Origin of the sequence: Paenibacillus sp. ISL-20 (assembly GCF_018613005.1) — a bacterium.
Classification (GTDB): Bacteria; Bacillota; Bacilli; order Paenibacillales; family Paenibacillaceae; genus Paenibacillus_AQ.
Genome location: NZ_JAGGRD010000036.1, coordinates 163,198 through 178,903, shown reverse-complemented (window position 1 = coordinate 178,903; position 15,706 = coordinate 163,198). Strand labels below are relative to the sequence as shown.

Below are 15,706 nucleotides of genomic sequence, written 5' to 3'. Positions count from 1 at the left end.
ATCAATTGGGACATGGCTTGCGGCACCGCTCACAGACCAAGCCCGGTATTTACGCACCAAAAAAGCAGGTTCGCCCTCAGGTCAACCTGCTTCGGTGTATGCTGCAATCTTATTGAACCGCGCCAATCTCGGTCTCGATGAGCTTGAATTCCGTTACGTCTGCGATCCCGCGGTTGGTAATGCGGATTTCCGGAATCACCGGCAGCGCAATCAGCGAGAAGGTCATGAACGGCGCATGGATATAGCATCCGAGTTCCTTCCAAGCCTCCTCCAAGGCAGCGACTTCCTCCGCTACGATCTCAACCGGACGGTCCGCCAGCAAACCGGCAATCGGCATCGCCACCTTCGCCAGCACCTTGCCGCCTCGTACCACGATCATGCCGCCTCCGCACGCCGCCAGCTCATTCGCCGCGAGTGCCATATCCTCGGCATTCGTACCCATCACAAGCAGATTGTGACTGTCGTGCGCTACCGTGGACGCAACCGCGCCGGACTTGAGTCCGAAGCCGCTCGCAAAACCGAGCGAGATTTGTCCTGTCGTGCCATGGCGCTCAATGCATGCCAACTGAACCACGTCCTGGTCCAGGTCTGGCTGGATCACCCCTTGCTGCACGGAGAGCACCGCCGTCATTTTGGCGGTACGGGCGCTGTTCTCGATGACGCGGACCACGTTCACTTCCGTACGTGCGGCATCGAATTTGCTGCGCAGCAGAAAGTCATCCGCTGTAAGCGATCGCTGAAGCCGGACCGAGTTAAATGCCTTTTCCGGATATTGATATACCGGGAACGCCTTCACGAGTCGGCCGTTCTCTGCAACCACTTCGCCATCCGTGATCACAACGGAAGGTACCATGCTCAACAGATCATCAATCAGCAAAATATCCGCCGTTTTACCTGGCGAAATGCTGCCAAGCTCCATGTCCATGCCGAAATAACGAGCCACGTTGATCGTTCCCAGCTGGATCGCCGTAACCGGGTCCACGCCCTCTTCCATAGCGCGGCGGACTACATGGTTCATGTGTCCGAGTCTCAGCAGCGTCTGCGGATACACATCATCCGTAACCAGAGAAATATTGTCTGTTCGCACCTTATCTTCCGTTATGACCTTAACAACTTCCTTCACATCCTGCCAAGCCGAACCCTCACGGATCATCAGATGCATGCCGAGGCGAACCTTCTCCAAAGCCTGCTCTCTGGTTACCGTCTCATGGTCGGAGCTTACGCCGGTTGCCATATATGCCTGCAGCATCCGGTCATCCTCTGCCGGAAAATGTCCTGTCACCGTCTTGCCTGCACGCAGCGTGGCTTCGATCTCCCCGCTCATGGTCGGATCGCCATACACGACGCCCGGGAAATTCATCACTTCGCCAAGCCCGGCAACACCGGGCCATGTCAGCCCTTCCTCAATGTCGGCTACGCCCAGCTGCGCCCCGGCATCCTCCAGATCAAAGGTCGACGGTACACACGAAGGAACGGTGGTGAACACCTTCATCGGCAGTTGCTGCCCCTCCTCATGCATCCAGCGCACACCTTCCATGCCGAATACGTTGGCAATCTCATGGGGATCCATATAAACCCCAGTCGTTCCACTAACGATAGCCGCCTTGGCAAACTCGGTCACGGTGAGCATCGTGCTCTCCACATGCATATGACCATCGAGCAGGCCTGGCGAGATATAGCGGCCATTCGCTTCGATGACCCGAGTCCCTTCCCCGATCGTATGATCCGCGTTGCCGATATAAGCGATGCGTCCGGATGCCATGGCCACGTCCACCTGCTCCTGAAGCTCGCCTGTAAACACATTCACCAGCGTGCCGTTCTTGATGACCAGATCGGCAGGCTCCTGTCCTAACGCAACCTTTCCCAGCAGCCGGCTAACCTCGTATCGTTTCTGTCTCTTGCTTGAACTCATGATGATTGCACGCTCCCCTTTTTTTAGATATCAGAACGTATAAACTTCGAAGCTTGTAACTTCCTGATATCGCAATAAAAACTTCATCTAACTGCGGTCTGTCATCTGTGAAAGTACGTCGATAGACGTTTTTCTTATCATGAACGGTAAAAACACAAAATCGATCCGCTGTATAACACGCCAAACACCCCGGGCAGCGTATCTGCCCGGGGTGCCTGTACTATATCCATAGAGGAAGAGAATTCCCGTGCATCAGCAATGTATGCTATCTAGTCTGCACATCACCTCATCCGTTAAAACCTGCCGGATTCCAATCAAGATGATCCTCCTGCCCGGCTTCAATCATTACGAAGCTGGGCTTTGGGTGGTGGGATTCTCAACCTTCATGTAGTCAAGTCATTTACGGTAACCTGGTAGAAACGCCTGGGCCCTATTCCCCGGCATATACATCAAGATTTGATTTTGATTAAACTTATTCTTCCATTCTCTTTTCGTTTCATTTGTTGTATGAATTATAATCCTCCTGCCCGAGAAGTCAAGCCATTGGAAGGAACTGTACATCTCACGCTCTGCCAGCTCAAGCCAATTTTCGTCCCATTCTCTGTACACGCTCAAGCCATTGCTTTCTTGCCACTTCAGGCATTTTGCGAAGCTGCGTAATGTTCGTGGCACGAACCGTGCCTACGCCGCAGAACTTCAGAATGGAATGCTTCATCATTTGATGTCCCGGCTGGCCGAGATAAAAACGATAGTAGACGTACGGCGAATCCATCGTGACGATCAAACGGGCCGTTTTCCCTTTGAGCAGCTGCTCCGGCAAAGGCGAGTTCCGACGGTACTTAAACGCAAAGCCCGGCAGAAAAACCCGGTCGATGAACCCTTTGAGCAGCGCCGGCATGCCGCCCCACCAATTCGGATACACAAACACCAGGTGATCCGCCCAAGAGATCAGTTCTTGCGCTTTTTGCAGATCCGGCTCCAGCGGTTGTTTACCCTTATAGCCACCGGACAGATTCAGGTCAAACTCCATCTCCGCAAGCACCAGCTCCCGCACCTCCGCCCCGGATTCGGCCGCCCCCCTTGCATAGACCTCTGCCAGCTGACTGCCATAACTGTTCTTAATGGGATTGCCTTGAATAATTAAAACCTTTTTCATATGTTTCTTCCCCCTCATGATTTGGTTAACAAACACTAACCTGATGGTAAAAAGAAAAGGTCACTCCCGACCTTTTCCCAAACCTGTTAATGCCAATAGATGCGCCGTCACTTCAGGTGCCAGCGGCGACAACGGTTCCTTCAGCTCTCCTTGCATCGTTGAGATTGCAAGCTGGCTGAATGCACCAATGATCAACACAGCGGTTAATCGCGTGTTCTGCCGCGGAATATCCCCCTGCAACACCGCTTGCTCAAGCAGCTCATGCAAGGCGTCCAGCGGCTGACGTCCCCTGCTCTTGAGCACCTCCGTAAACAGCTCGTGATGCTGGGACAAGAGCAGCAAGCCGTATTTATCCTCGTCATACGCCGCCAATACCCGGATGACGAGCGCCGACAGTCTCTCTGCAAACAGGCCGGGCCGGGAAGCATAATCATCCACCAGACGCGTATAACTGCTGCAGTATTCCTCGAACGCTTCCGCAGCCACGGCATCCTTATTCGTAAAGTGCTTATAGATCGCTGCATCCGTTACACCCGCCGCTGCGCCGATCTCCTTCACCGATACGCCATCCACGCCTTTCTCGGCGAAGAGTTTCATGGCAGCCTGCAAAATATCCTTCTTCTTGCTATCGAAATGAGGTTTCTTTTTCATGCTCATATCATAAGTGAACACTAACCAAATTGCAATAACCAACGCAAAAAAGAGGCTCCCCTTGCCTGGAGTGCCTCTTCATTCATATTTTTACGCTTCCCATAGCTTAAAGCGCGCACTCAACCTTTTTAGCCATTGGCTCTATCTCCATACCCAAGCTAAACTCCAGCTTCAACGGGAGCTGCCTTTACCTTTTTCCCGTATAGCATCATAAGCGGGATGCTGATTACAAATGCGCCGGCAACAAGCAAGAACGGAATTCTCGGGTCGATGCCATATGCCCAGCCGCCAATGATACCGGAAGGCGAAATGACAATAAGGATGAGCACCTGGAGCAGCGCGAATATTTTGGCGCGGTTCTCATCGTCTATCGCATTGGCCACCGCCGTCTCCAGATACGGATATGTCATCATCGTACCGATGGCGGCAATGACAGTGCTCAAACTCAGCACCAGCAGATCCCCTTGCGGCGCAAACACCAGTATGACATTGGACAATACCGATATTACGAATCCCCATACCATCGTCCGGTGCACATGCTGCTCCCCGATTCGGGGCATGATCCACCGCATGAATATTAGCATAATGACAGAGGAGAATGCCGGAAAAACCGAGATCAGGCCGCTGCCCAAATGCAGATATTCCACCATGAAGATGGAGACGTAGGTTGTCTTCACCGTCATCTGAAAATTGAACAATATATAAACGCCGAAGATCATCAGCAGCAGCGGATTTCCGAGCATGCTCTTCATCACCAAGGCATAGTCGGACATCCCTTCCCGCAGGCTCATCGCCTTCGTTTCCTTCATCTTGCGGTATCCGATATCCGTCTCCCTTGTCGCATAATGGCGCCCAATGAACTGGATCGTCATCAGGATACAGGCCAGCACGAACATGATGCGCACTCCGGGCACAAGCGTGAAATGATACACCAACAGCCCGCCGATCGGTGCAAACAAGCCGCCCACGACGCTAATCAGCTGCAGCAGCGTAAAGACATAGGTTCGCTCCTTTGGCGCGGTGTCCTCCACCAACAGACAGTAAAAGGCGGTATGCGGTACCTTCTGAAAGCCGTTGATGACGGCCGCGATCACAAAAAACCAGAAGTTCTGTGAAATGGCCCAGAGCAGCGTGGCCACGGTCCAGCTTAGTACGTCGAAGTACAGCAGCGCCTTTTTTCTGCCTAAACGGTCTGTTAAATACCCGCTGAGAAACGAAGAAAGCACCTGCACAAGCAAACCGATGGAGGTAATCCAGCCGATTCCCGTCTCGGTTACCCCAAGTTGGTACATGTAGATGGAGGTGTACGTCGTGAACATGCTGTAAGGGATGAGAAACAGCGGCTCGTAGACGAGACAGCCCCGCGCATTGCCAGTCAATTGCCGAAACGAAGTTGAACCCATAATACCCTCCGGCCCTAATGTAATCGTTGCTTAGCCATTATAGCGCAACCGGGCCGGCAGCAGGATAGGAATGTTGAAGGATTTTTAGAGCTCATTCCGGACATGACAATCCAGGAAAAACGTCAGTCCTTAATCGCGTTCAACAGCTCCCTCGCCTTCTTGTACGGCAGCCTCGGGCAATAGAACGGTGATGGTGGTTCCTCGGCCCACTTCAGACCACACATTTACCCGGCCCCGATGTGCTTCGACGATCGCCTTCGCGATGCTCATCCCGAGTCCCGAGCCATCCTTACTCTCTTCGGTGTTCGTTCCCCGGTAATAACGCTCGAACAGATTGCAGCGGGTCTCTTCATCCATCCCTACGCCTTGATCCGCCACCACGATCGCCGCGCCGGCAGGGTGCCTCTCTACTCGCACTTCAATGTTGACGCCCTCCGGATTATGCTTCACGGCATTCGTGATCAGATTATCCATCAACCGCTGCAGCCATTTGGCATTACCGTAAATGAGCAGTGCTTTTTCGCCACCGATATAATTAAAATTCGCATCCAGCGTGGCATCGTTGACGTATTTCAGCACACAGCGACGCACCAGCTCGTTCAGATCAAGCCGGGTCAGCTCCTGCGGCCGGATTTCGCTTCTCAGACGGAATACGAGCGAGAAATCATCGATAAGCTCCAGCATGTACCCGCCCTTCTCCCGGATCACGGTTCCCATCTCCCGCAGCTCTTCCTGGCTCCAATCCTGGGGCGCGCTCTCGAGCATATAGCCGTAACCCTGGATGGAGGACAACGGAGTACGCAAATCATGCGATATCCCGGACATCCATTCTTCCCGATTACGATCGAGCCGCTCCCGTTCCCTCTCGGTCTCGGCAAGCTGCTCCGCCATCTTGTAAAAAGAATGAATCACTTCCTTGTACAGCTTGAAGCGCGTGCGCAGCTTTCCGTTCTTACGGAATACCCGCTTCCGGTCCTTCGGTGTCAGCACTTCCTCATACGCTCCTATGCCCATCCGCTCAAACCATCCGGTAAACAGCAGCAGCGGACGGCTGTATCGATATCCATGCCATATGGCCACCCCGAGCGACAGCAGCAGCACGCAAATCATGGTAAACAGCGCCACACGAATTAGCTCGTTCATCATTGGTCGCTTCTTCAGGGCACCGTCCCGCGGCGTATGATACACCCAGGTGTTGCCACTGGCAGCGTCGCGATAAACCGCAATATGCGTTGAATACGTGCCGGGCTGCTCTTGCATCGCGATGATCTCCAGCGGATGGTAGCTCGTCTTTTGATCCGCATGGGCTCCAATCCCCTGGACAACGCGGCCCTCCCGGTCAATGACATGCAAATACCCGCCTAGACCAGCCAATTCGCGACGGAGGGCTACTTCATCCTCCGGCCTCACCCTACCACCGTCTTGATACCGGGCATACCATGTCCGAAGATGATCCGTGCTCTCATCAATCCAGCCAATCATAAACAGCAGAGGTTCCGTATACGTCAGGTCCATCTGCCAATCCATCATATACTTTCCAAAACGGCGCTCCTCCTTAATCTCAAGCAAGTTGCTTACCGAATATTTCGAAGGAACACTTGAGGTCGTGTTGGTGGAATGAATCACATTCCCCTTCATATCCACGACTTGAAGCCACATATCATTCTCCTGCAGCAAGAGCTTCCAATGGTCCTCCAACAATACTTCGCCTTTCTCTGTCACCGTCTCCATGACGATACTGTCGAGGACACCTGTTGGAAAGTTGCGTTGGAGCTCATCTTCGCTGATATGTCTGATCAGGAAGAATAAGAGCACGATCAGGAAGCAAAACATAAACGCCGAGAACGCAATCAATTGGTACGTAAAATGAAAGGCCAGCCTTCTGCGCAGTCTCATCGGACTTTCTCCTTAACCAGCTTGTAGCCGAGCCCCCGGACCGTCAGTAGATATTGCGGGTTGCTCGGATCCTCCTCGATGCGCTCGCGGATACGGCGAATATGCACCATGACGGTGTTGTCCTCGCCCATGCCGTCGATGCCCCATACGGCTTCGTACAGCTGCGACTTGGAGAATACCACCCCCGGGTGCTTGCAAAAATAAAGCAGCAGCTGAAAGACCTGCGCCGGACAAGGCACCGGCTCTCCCAGCACCGTAAGCTCCCCGGCGGATTCATCAACCTTAAACCGGCCGAAATCCCATGCACGCTGGATCACCGGCTGCTCAGACGACACGGTCGTCCCTACGCCGCCACGGCGCAGACGCGCCTTGATCCTTGCGGCAATCTCCAGCGGATTAAAGGGCTTGGTGACATAATCGTCTCCGCCCATCGCAAAACCGGTCAACACATCCAGATCCGATGCCTTGGCCGTCAGAAACAGGATGTGCGGACTGCCATAGGAACGGATCTGCGGACAGAGATCAAATCCCGTGCCGTCCGGCAGCATGACATCCAGCAGCACGATATCCGCTCCGTGTGCAGCAATTTCACTAAGCGCTTCCTTACAGCTGGAAGCTGTGAATATGCGGTTAAAGCCTTCCTTGCGCAGCACCATCTGCAGCATTTTCACAATGGAAGGTTCGTCATCTACAATTAAAATTCGTGTTTGATCCATTTTATCCTCACCCGACATTTATGCTAGCACAACAACCTTAACAGGAGTTAAACAAATGCTGGAAGAGTTAAGAAAAAGTTAGGATGCCGTTTCCGAGTTATTTCATTTCGAGCTTTATACTTGGTGTCAGAGGTGATTAACATGAATTCAAATAAACGTTCTACAGCCGTGGATGCGATTCGCGGCTTGAGCTTGCTCGGCATCCTGATGGCCAATATGCTTATTTTTCAATACGGCATGTTCGGCAAAGACGAGCTGCATTTCTTCCAGCCATCCACACTGGATCTGATTAGCCATGACTTGCTGAAAGTATTCGTAGAGGGCAGCTTCATGCCGATCTTTACGTTCCTGTTCGGTTACAGCATGATTAAGATGCGGGAAAGCCTGATCGGCAAAGGGCTCAAATATGGCCGCAGCTTCTTCCGCAGGTCCGTGCTGCTGATCATTCTCGGCTGGCTACATTCCACATTCATCTGGGAAGGCGATATTCTGTTGTTTTACGGAGCGATCGGGCTTTTCCTGTTACTATTTGTGAAACGGAAGGCCAAAACGATCTTGATCTGGGGCATCCTCTTCCTGACGCTGTTTGCCATCTTCGGATATGGTTCCATGGAGCCTGCAACAGGTGAAACAGAGCGCATGGAGAATTATGTGAAACAATCTATTGAGGTCTACGGCAACGGCACGTTCAGCGAGATCGTAAACTTTCGTTCAACTGAGGAAATGCCCATCGACCTTCCGGACTGGTTGATGCTGCTGGTCATTCTGATTGCCCCACTGATGAGCGCGCCGATGTTCCTATTTGGTATGGTCGCAGCCAAGCGCGGGCGCTTCCTTCATCCTTCCAAGGAGATCAAGCTGTATCTAAGATGGTCTCTGCTCGTTCCGGCCGGGCTTGGTCTAAAGACCGCCGGGGTTATGCTCGGGTCAACCGACAACTGGAGCGGCGTCTTCGCGATGATTGGCGGACCTTTGCTCGCACTGGGCTATATCCATCTGTTCGCCTCCCTATACGCCTTCTCGTCTAAACAATCGGTTATCATCCGGGCGTTTGAAGCGGTTGGACGGATGTCGCTAACCAACTATCTGACGCAAAGCGTTGTATGCGTATTGATATTCTACGGATTCGGGCTGGGCATGTTCGGCAAGCTCGGTGTGCTGCAAGGAGCGCTGTTGGCTATCCTGATCTATGCTGCACTGGCAACGGGCAGCCTGCTCTGGTTGAAACGATTCCGCAGCGGCCCGATTGAACGGCTCCTGCGAATTGGCACCTACTGGTCGTGGAGCGGCAGGGTGAAACCCAAAGCCATGACGCCTGCAGCCGCAGTACCTGCGGCAGAGTTTCCGGCAGAAGGTCCTCCAGCACCCTGAGTATTCCATAGCTTTCGGCATAAAGCACGGTTCCTCCCAAGATGAAATCAGAATGCTCGTTCATGTATAATGGACATACATGCAAGGGGCTAGACATTACTGGAATGTATCCGGTCATCACCGAAGGAGGAATCAAGCATGCTGGTTGTTACAAACTCGATTAAGGTTAAACCGGGCTTCGGACAAGAAATTGCGCAGCGATTCGCTGAAGCGAAGGGCGTGCAGGACATTGAGGGATTCGTGAGGATGGAAGTATGGCACGAAGCCAAAGAAGGCGCAGAGGCTGAGGAACTGAAGATCTCTACGGTATGGGAAGACGAGGAGGCCTTCAAACGCTGGACTTCCAGCGAATCATTCCGGCAATCCCACGGTCAGGGCCGCAACGAGAATATTTTGGGCGCTTCCTTGAACAAATATGAGCTGTTGATCAGTCATAAGAAGTAATCAAACACCATAAATACCCCACCCGGGCGTTTGCCTGTGGCAGGGTATTTTTTTGCCGTGATATGACAGATACCTTCTCCATTCCGTTCACGATCCCTATGAAATTAAAAGAGATATACCTCAAGGCTCCGAAGCGTTTATCGTGTACCCCGGCAGCAATTCAGGGTTGTGGGAGCGCCCCAGCTCGACCATGTACATGTTCAGATCGTTCAACTCGGGACCCGCCAGTACATACGATTGTCCATCCACCTCAAACTCGTTCGCCACGCGAACCTCCTGCTCACCTTGGACGACGTCCATAAAGAACAGAAACCCCGGGTTCTCGTTACCTGTGATCCGCTTGGCTTGTAGACTGTCCACTCGCTCCATCACCGGTTCTATGTCCTGCTCCTGATCCAGCACCATCCTTATCCATTCCAAAGCCACCAAATATGATTACGACGAAATGGTTATATTAAGCACGATCAGGCAAAAGCCATACATTCTGAGCAAAAGGAGCTTACGTCATATGGAAAGCACGCACGATTTCGTGGAAAAAATGAACGAGAATGCGGAGAAGGCCCGTCGCAACAAAGAGAATCACGGCAAAGGAACGCCAAGCGACAAGCTGCCGACCAAGCAGCACGGCACCAAGAAGTAGAATGACGCATACCGCGATCCTCAATAGGATCGCGGCTATTATATCAGGAACGCTTCGAACACCAGTTATCCGCGCTTCCCTATTACATATGATTTACAGTTCATCGGATGCCTGCTTCAGCAGGGATCCAAGCGCATCATAATCGACCTGCTGCCCGGACGTGATTTTGATGGTCTTTCGTTCAGGCGGTCCTTCAAACAACGCTTCAGGCCAATCCAGGCCATCCGCATTGAAAATGGTAAAGCTCACGGCGCTCTTCGCGACGCTGATTACCGCCGCATATTTTCCATTCTTCAGAAAATGGGGCTTTTTATATTGAAGCCGTTCCGAAACGTCCGGGATCGTACTGTGCACGAGCTCCCGAAGCCGCTCGCTGACCTCCACCTTCCAGGTATCACTAATGGCTGCAATGTAATCCGTTACTTCTTGACATCTTACTGGCTCCTTCTTTGTCATAGTTATTTTTCAACTCAGCCCTGATGAACCATCTGCCAGGTCATGCCGTACCGGTCCACCACTTCACCGTAGTAGGCTCCCCAAGGCTGCAGGGCAAACGGATATTTCTCGGTACCTCCATAGCTAAGATGGCGATAGGCGGCCCGGGCGTCTTCCTCGTTATCAAACGTGATGGCCAGACCCATGCTCGTGCTCTTGCCGGTTTCCTGAAAAGCATCGGTGAGGATGATCTTATTGCCGCCAGCCAGCGTTAACGACAGGTGCATAATCTTATCCTGATGAGCTTCCGGTATGCCCGGCATGTCCTTGAAGGTAGTCAACAAACCGATCTCTCCGCCCAACGCTTTCATGTAAAATTCCGCCTGAGCTCTTGCATCCTCCGAAATAATAAAAGGTACCATTTGTGCTTGCATGTTCATCTTCCTCTCGGTTCATTTTTTAGTTTTATATCTAAATGACGAACGAGATTTTATGTAATCGACACATCTTCATATTTTTTCGGAAAAATTTTTGAAAAATTTCTCTCCAGCTTGTCTTAGGACTCCGCTGACAGGCATTCTGCCGCACGGACAAGCAGCAGAGCACGTTCCCTCTGGTTATCCGTTAGCGATGCGGCCAGCTTGAACTCGGCGCAGGCTTCGTCCAGGCGTCCCAGCTTAAAGAGCAGGTCTCCCCTTACGCTCGGGAGGAGATGGTATCCCTTCAAGGCGGGCTCGCAACGTAAAATGTCCACGATCTCAAGCCCGATCTCCGGACCGAAAGCCATGGAGAGGGCCACGGCCCGGTTCAATTCCACGATGGGCGAAGGAGAAACCTGGGCCAATGCCTCATACAGCGCGGAAATTCGAATCCAGTCGGTCTCTGCAGCACTGGGCGTTCCGGCATGACAAGCGGAGATGGCAGCCTGTATGGCGTAAGGTCCCGTCATTCCGCCCAACCGCTCGATCCGATCCAGAGCGGCAAAACCGCGCCGAATCAATAAATAATCCCACAAGGCCCGATTCTGATCCATGAGCAGGACAGGCTCCCCCTCCGCATTGACCCGGGACTTGAACCTAGAGGATTGAAATTCCATTAAAGCAACCAAACCATGCACCTCGGCCTCCGTCGGAGCGATCTCTGCCAGCACCCGCCCAATCCGAAGCGCTTCCTGACACAGCAGCGGGCGAATCCACTGGTTGCCCGACGACGCTGCGTACCCCTCATTAAACATGAGGTAGATGACCTCAAGAACCGATGACAATCGCGGTTTAAGCTCGGCTCCCTGAGGAATCTCGAATGCCACCCGGGTCGCTGACAGCGTCCGTTTGGCACGAACGATTCGCTGCGCGATTGTCGGTTCAGGCACAAGATAGGCGTGGGCAATCTCCGCAGTCGTTAATCCGCCGAGTAAACGCAGCGTCAGAGCTACGCGCGCCTCAGGGGATAGAACCGGATGGCAGGTCATGAAGATCAGCCGCAGAAGATCGTCGTTCACTTCCCCCGGCTCCGGTACCTGAATATCCGAATCCATCCGGGAATCCATTTCGCGTCCCAACAGCTCATACTTCTGATCGCGCACCTTATTTCGGCGCAGCAGGTCCAGCGCTTTGCGCTTCGCAGCGGTCATGAGCCATCCACCAGGATTATCCGGTATGCCGTCTATCGGCCAGCGTTCCAGCGCAGCGATAAGCGCATCCTGAGCAAGATCCTCGGCGATACCGACGTCACGAACCATGCGAGTCAGGTAGGCAATGATTTTGGAGGATTCGATTCTCCAGATGGCATCGATCATGCGATGGGTATCTGCCGCTGACATTACGGATTCTGCCTTTGGATGTGTTCACGCATTTCGTATTGTTTGGCCTGCGCTTCCGGGTCCTGCGTTAAGTCAGTCGGTTCAAACACCTGACGGAGCTCGATCTGGCCCGCACCGAAGCCGTGTGGATCCGGCATGCGTTTAGCCCACTCGATCGCCTCTTCCCTCGTCTTCACTTCGATCAAGGTATACCCCGCAATCAGTTCCTTCGCTTCCGTAAAGGGGCCGTCGGTAATTTTCGGCTTGCCCCCGGGCTCCGGATAAGAGATCCGGATAGCGCCCGAGCTTGGATGGAGCCCATCGGCGGCAAGCAGCACGCCCGCTCTGGCCAGCTCCATGTTGTACCTCATCATGGCATCCAACTGCTCTGCGCTTGGCAATACGCCTGCCTCGGAATCCTCGGTTGCCCTTACAATCATCATAAATCTCATTCTTTTTCCCTCCTGGTTATCGAGACTATCTTGAATTCTCGTTCTATGCTTAATCAACGAATAGAAAATGCTCTAATCGACAAAGACATCAACATTTTCCCAAAAAATAATAGGTTACAATCATTTCGTTACTGAATCGTTTATTCCTGTTGGAATGATTCGACTCCAAAAAAAAGACCAGCCAAGGCAACACTTGATTGGTCGATGGAGAAGGCGCTAATCCTGATCTAAACCAGTTCCTATGGCAGCAGGTTGTTCATCCCATGGACTTACTTCGCTCCCGATATGTTTTATTCTTCGCCCGATTGCCGCAGGCTTTCATCGAGCACCATTTTCCGGTTCCCGGCTTCGACCGGTCAACAAATACCCACTGACAATCTTCGGCCGTACACACTTTCAATCTGCCCCACATATTCTTTTCACGAAGCCGAAATACCATAATCAACAGCCGGGCCATGCCCCCCTTTCCCTGGGCATCCACTGGCTCGATTGCATCTGAAGTTTCACCGAAACGGTAGGAGAACCGGTACTGGCCAGCTACACGGTTTAACGCTTGGAAGCCAACTTCCTGATGATCATGTATATTATTCGGAATGGCTGCTCTTAAGCCACCCCGCAGCTCGCGAGCCAAATCCAGATCCTCTTCAGATACGTTGTCCTGTTCCAGAATAAAGCCGTTTTTTAACAGCCACATGCGCAGATCCTCCGCGGCCCGAAGCAGCTCCACACCCGGATCCCCATCATATCTCATGCGTTTATCATTGATGTTGATAAAATCCGCGATGATTTCGAGTTGATCAAATTCCTGTCCCACAACAAAACAAACCTCCTATTGATTTCTCCATAATAAACCAGTAAAGTGTATTTATCGGTTAGCTAACCGGTTATATATTTTTAATGGTCACTCACAACAATATAAAGAATGCCCTATCGCTTCATTTACCTATCTACCGCAAGTTTGTTGTTATCAGTATACCAGACTCCCATTCTTTCCAAGAGGTGAAACGAATGAAGATCCAACCGTTTTCTTTTCAAATCGAGCCCGCTGCCATCGATGATTTATATCGGCGCCTGGACATGACCCGATGGCCTGACGAAATCCCCGGCGGACAATGGGATTATGGAATTCCCCTTGATTTCATGAAGGATATGGCCGCCTACTGGAGGCATGAGTTCGATTGGGAAGCCTTCCAGCGTTCCATTCATGCCTTTCCGAATTATATCGCTGAAATCGATGGAATCGACATTCACTTCATACATATTAAAGGCAGCGGCGAGCAACCCATCCCGCTCCTCATTGCTCACGGTTGGCCCAGCTCCTTCTACGAAATGCTGGAGCTTATCCCTTACCTTACGAATCCTGAACAATTTGGCGGCCATGCGGAAACTTCCTTCGATGTTGTCATCCCATCGATCCCGGGTCATGGATTCTCAGGTATCGAACTGCGCCCGGGCTTTGAAGATCGCCAGGCGGGGGAACTGCTTATGAAACTCATGACGGAGCTCGGTTACGAACGATTCGGCGCACACGGCTATGATATCGGAGCCAGCATTCTGGGACTCATGTGTCTCGACCATCCCGACCGGTTCATCGGCTACCACACGACATCGCCAGGGAATCCCAGTCCCTATGTGGATCCGAACTCCATGCTTTCGGCCGAGGAGACCGAGTTCCTCGAATATCAGAAGCAATGGGGACGCGAGGAGGGCGCTTACGCCCATATTCTGGGCACACGGCCGCAGACCGCAGCCTATGGATTGCATGATTCACCCGTGGCGCTGGCCGCGTTCATTTTGGAAAAATGGCACTACTGGACATCTCCCGAGGATGGCGATGTATTGCAGCATTTCAACAAGGCGCAGCTCATGGCCAACGTCTCCATCTACTGGCTGACCCAGAGCATCAACGCCTCGAACCGCTATTATTATGAAGGCAAGCATACGAGGTGGCCGGGGCCCGAAGAAAGTTCACCTGTACCGCATGGTGTCACCTTAAGCGCTCAGCGGAACGAGCGTCCGCCCCGATCATATGTAGAACGGATCTTCCCGAATGTGATCCACTGGAAGGATCTGAATGCGGGCGGGCACTTCATTGCAGCAGAACAACCAGCCTGGATTGCTGAGCAAATCACGGCTTTCTTCAAGCTGCTCCGCGATTCGCCGCAGGATGTTCTGTAATTTTACGAATATTAGGACAGGAGATCGCCGCATCGGTACCGAAATGATTAGCTACCATTTCTCATGAATGCGGTGATCTCCTATGATAACTAACATTCCGAACCGGATCCATATTATCGGCTCCGTCGGAAGCGGTAAAACGACACTTGCCAGGACGCTGTCCGCCCAGTTCCACATTCCATATTACGAGCTCGACAATGTGGTTTGGGAGCGAGCCGAGCCGGATGATATTCGGAGGAGCGAAGCGGACCGGGATGCGATGTTACTAAGTATCGTCAACAAAAAATGCTGGATCATCGAGGGCGCTCACCTTAAATGGGTCAGCCCCAGCTTCCGCAGTGCAGATCTTATCATATTACTGAACCCGTCCTACTCCACAATAACCTACCGGATCATTACAAGGTTCATCAAGCAGCGACTGCGACTTGAACAGGCGCATTATACCCCCACCTGGGACATGTTCAAAAAAATGTTCGAATGGAGCTCCACTTATCAGCGGGAAGGCAGATATCAGATTCAGGGCACGCTCGAAGATTATCCCGGCAAAGTGGTCGTCGTGAAGAGTCATAGACAACTCATGCAGCAGCTTAAGCAGTGGATACCCTCCATAGAACAGCAAGGAAGGACCTCCGGTTAACTGGAGGTCCTTCTCTC

General features: G+C 52.4%; 17 protein-coding genes and 1 riboswitch. Of the genes, 5 read left to right on the top strand and 12 right to left on the bottom strand.

The window, feature by feature from the left end:
• Nucleotides 1–109: 109 nt before the first annotated feature.
• The 6 genes from ade to J7E85_RS21665 form a co-directional block, all read right to left on the bottom strand.
• Nucleotides 110–1,912, bottom strand: a complete 1,803-nt coding sequence (gene ade, locus J7E85_RS21690; RefSeq protein WP_215161418.1) for an adenine deaminase — start codon at nt 1,910–1,912, stop codon at nt 110–112.
• 368 nt (nt 1,913–2,280) lie between these two features.
• Nucleotides 2,281–2,382: riboswitch (purine riboswitch) on the bottom strand.
• 107 nt (nt 2,383–2,489) lie between these two features.
• Nucleotides 2,490–3,068 (bottom strand): NAD(P)H-dependent oxidoreductase, encoded by a 579-nt coding sequence (locus J7E85_RS21685; protein ID WP_215161416.1) that lies wholly within the window; start codon nt 3,066–3,068, stop codon nt 2,490–2,492.
• Between the two features lie 60 nt (nt 3,069–3,128).
• On the bottom strand, nt 3,129–3,719 hold the full coding sequence (locus J7E85_RS21680; protein WP_215161414.1) for a TetR/AcrR family transcriptional regulator: 591 nt from the start codon (nt 3,717–3,719) through the stop codon (nt 3,129–3,131).
• A 158-nt stretch (nt 3,720–3,877) separates the two neighbouring features.
• Nucleotides 3,878–5,122 (bottom strand): MFS transporter, encoded by a 1,245-nt coding sequence (locus J7E85_RS21675; protein ID WP_215161412.1) that lies wholly within the window; start codon nt 5,120–5,122, stop codon nt 3,878–3,880.
• A 129-nt stretch (nt 5,123–5,251) separates the two neighbouring features.
• On the bottom strand, nt 5,252–7,018 hold the full coding sequence (locus J7E85_RS21670) for a sensor histidine kinase (protein ID WP_215161410.1): 1,767 nt from the start codon (nt 7,016–7,018) through the stop codon (nt 5,252–5,254).
• Nucleotides 7,015–7,734 (bottom strand): response regulator transcription factor, encoded by a 720-nt coding sequence (locus J7E85_RS21665; protein WP_215161408.1) that lies wholly within the window; start codon nt 7,732–7,734, stop codon nt 7,015–7,017. Before J7E85_RS21665 ends, J7E85_RS21670 begins: the two co-directional genes overlap by 4 nt.
• 141 nt (nt 7,735–7,875) lie before the next feature.
• On the opposite strand from J7E85_RS21665, the gene J7E85_RS21660 reads away from it, so the two are divergent.
• Both J7E85_RS21660 and J7E85_RS21655 read left to right on the top strand, forming a co-directional pair.
• Nucleotides 7,876–9,105: a DUF418 domain-containing protein gene (locus tag J7E85_RS21660; protein WP_215161405.1), complete on the top strand. Its 1,230-nt coding sequence runs from the start codon at nt 7,876–7,878 to the stop codon at nt 9,103–9,105.
• Nucleotides 9,106–9,243: 138 nt separating this feature from the next.
• Nucleotides 9,244–9,549 carry an antibiotic biosynthesis monooxygenase gene (locus tag J7E85_RS21655; protein WP_215161403.1) on the top strand — a complete coding sequence of 102 codons (306 nt, stop codon included), beginning with the start codon at nt 9,244–9,246 and terminating at the stop codon, nt 9,547–9,549.
• A gap of 120 nt (nt 9,550–9,669) precedes the next feature.
• Here J7E85_RS21655 and J7E85_RS21650 read toward each other — a convergent pair whose 3' ends face one another.
• Nucleotides 9,670–9,969: a hypothetical protein gene (locus J7E85_RS21650; RefSeq protein ID WP_251035922.1), complete on the bottom strand. Its 300-nt coding sequence runs from the start codon at nt 9,967–9,969 to the stop codon at nt 9,670–9,672.
• Between the two features lie 88 nt (nt 9,970–10,057).
• Between J7E85_RS21650 and J7E85_RS21645 the strand changes: the two genes are divergently transcribed.
• Nucleotides 10,058–10,189, top strand: coding sequence for a DUF4023 domain-containing protein (locus J7E85_RS21645; RefSeq protein WP_009590359.1), 132 nt, complete (start codon nt 10,058–10,060; stop codon nt 10,187–10,189).
• Nucleotides 10,190–10,282: 93 nt separating this feature from the next.
• Here J7E85_RS21645 and J7E85_RS21640 read toward each other — a convergent pair whose 3' ends face one another.
• From J7E85_RS21640 to J7E85_RS34900, 5 genes are all read right to left on the bottom strand, one after another.
• A complete protein-coding gene (locus J7E85_RS21640) occupies nt 10,283–10,645 on the bottom strand; it encodes a DUF1801 domain-containing protein (protein ID WP_215161401.1) in 363 nt (120 codons plus the stop codon).
• 14 nt (nt 10,646–10,659) lie between these two features.
• A complete protein-coding gene (locus J7E85_RS21635; protein ID WP_215161399.1) occupies nt 10,660–11,058 on the bottom strand; it encodes a VOC family protein in 399 nt (132 codons plus the stop codon).
• 122 nt (nt 11,059–11,180) lie between these two features.
• On the bottom strand, nt 11,181–12,443 hold the full coding sequence (locus tag J7E85_RS21630; protein WP_215161397.1) for an RNA polymerase sigma factor: 1,263 nt from the start codon (nt 12,441–12,443) through the stop codon (nt 11,181–11,183).
• Entirely contained in the window at nt 12,443–12,874 is a 432-nt protein-coding gene (locus tag J7E85_RS21625) for a YciI family protein (protein ID WP_076323869.1), read from the bottom strand. The genes J7E85_RS21630 and J7E85_RS21625 overlap by 1 nt, the downstream gene beginning before the upstream one ends.
• Nucleotides 12,875–13,130: 256 nt before the next feature.
• Nucleotides 13,131–13,688, bottom strand: coding sequence for a CGNR zinc finger domain-containing protein (locus tag J7E85_RS34900; protein ID WP_215161395.1), 558 nt, complete (start codon nt 13,686–13,688; stop codon nt 13,131–13,133).
• Between the two features lie 194 nt (nt 13,689–13,882).
• On the opposite strand from J7E85_RS34900, the gene J7E85_RS21615 reads away from it, so the two are divergent.
• On the top strand, nt 13,883–15,052 hold the full coding sequence (locus J7E85_RS21615) for an epoxide hydrolase family protein (RefSeq protein WP_215161393.1): 1,170 nt from the start codon (nt 13,883–13,885) through the stop codon (nt 15,050–15,052).
• Between the two features lie 82 nt (nt 15,053–15,134).
• Complete coding sequence (locus J7E85_RS21610) at nt 15,135–15,689, top strand: P-loop NTPase family protein (protein ID WP_215161390.1); 555 nt, start codon at nt 15,135–15,137, stop codon at nt 15,687–15,689.
• Nucleotides 15,690–15,706 lie beyond the last annotated feature (17 nt).

Excerpts from the sequence above, each read along its gene's own strand:
- ade (WP_215161418.1), bottom strand. The coding sequence starts at position 1,912 with ATGAGTTCAAGCAAGAGACAGAAACGATACGAGGTTAGCCGGCTGCTG.
- J7E85_RS21685 (WP_215161416.1), bottom strand. The coding sequence starts at position 3,068 with ATGAAAAAGGTTTTAATTATTCAAGGCAATCCCATTAAGAACAGTTAT.
- J7E85_RS21680 (WP_215161414.1), bottom strand. The coding sequence starts at position 3,719 with ATGAAAAAGAAACCTCATTTCGATAGCAAGAAGAAGGATATTTTGCAG.
- J7E85_RS21675 (WP_215161412.1), bottom strand. The coding sequence starts at position 5,122 with ATGGGTTCAACTTCGTTTCGGCAATTGACTGGCAATGCGCGGGGCTGT.
- J7E85_RS21670 (WP_215161410.1), bottom strand. The coding sequence starts at position 7,018 with ATGAGACTGCGCAGAAGGCTGGCCTTTCATTTTACGTACCAATTGATT.
- J7E85_RS21665 (WP_215161408.1), bottom strand. The coding sequence starts at position 7,734 with ATGGATCAAACACGAATTTTAATTGTAGATGACGAACCTTCCATTGTG.
- J7E85_RS21660 (WP_215161405.1), top strand. The coding sequence starts at position 7,876 with ATGAATTCAAATAAACGTTCTACAGCCGTGGATGCGATTCGCGGCTTG.
- J7E85_RS21655 (WP_215161403.1), top strand. The coding sequence starts at position 9,244 with ATGCTGGTTGTTACAAACTCGATTAAGGTTAAACCGGGCTTCGGACAA.
- J7E85_RS21645 (WP_009590359.1), top strand. The coding sequence starts at position 10,058 with ATGGAAAGCACGCACGATTTCGTGGAAAAAATGAACGAGAATGCGGAG.
- J7E85_RS21640 (WP_215161401.1), bottom strand. The coding sequence starts at position 10,645 with ATGACAAAGAAGGAGCCAGTAAGATGTCAAGAAGTAACGGATTACATT.
- J7E85_RS21635 (WP_215161399.1), bottom strand. The coding sequence starts at position 11,058 with ATGCAAGCACAAATGGTACCTTTTATTATTTCGGAGGATGCAAGAGCT.
- J7E85_RS21630 (WP_215161397.1), bottom strand. The coding sequence starts at position 12,443 with ATGTCAGCGGCAGATACCCATCGCATGATCGATGCCATCTGGAGAATC.
- J7E85_RS21625 (WP_076323869.1), bottom strand. The coding sequence starts at position 12,874 with ATGAGATTTATGATGATTGTAAGGGCAACCGAGGATTCCGAGGCAGGC.
- J7E85_RS21615 (WP_215161393.1), top strand. The coding sequence starts at position 13,883 with ATGAAGATCCAACCGTTTTCTTTTCAAATCGAGCCCGCTGCCATCGAT.
- J7E85_RS21610 (WP_215161390.1), top strand. The coding sequence starts at position 15,135 with ATGATAACTAACATTCCGAACCGGATCCATATTATCGGCTCCGTCGGA.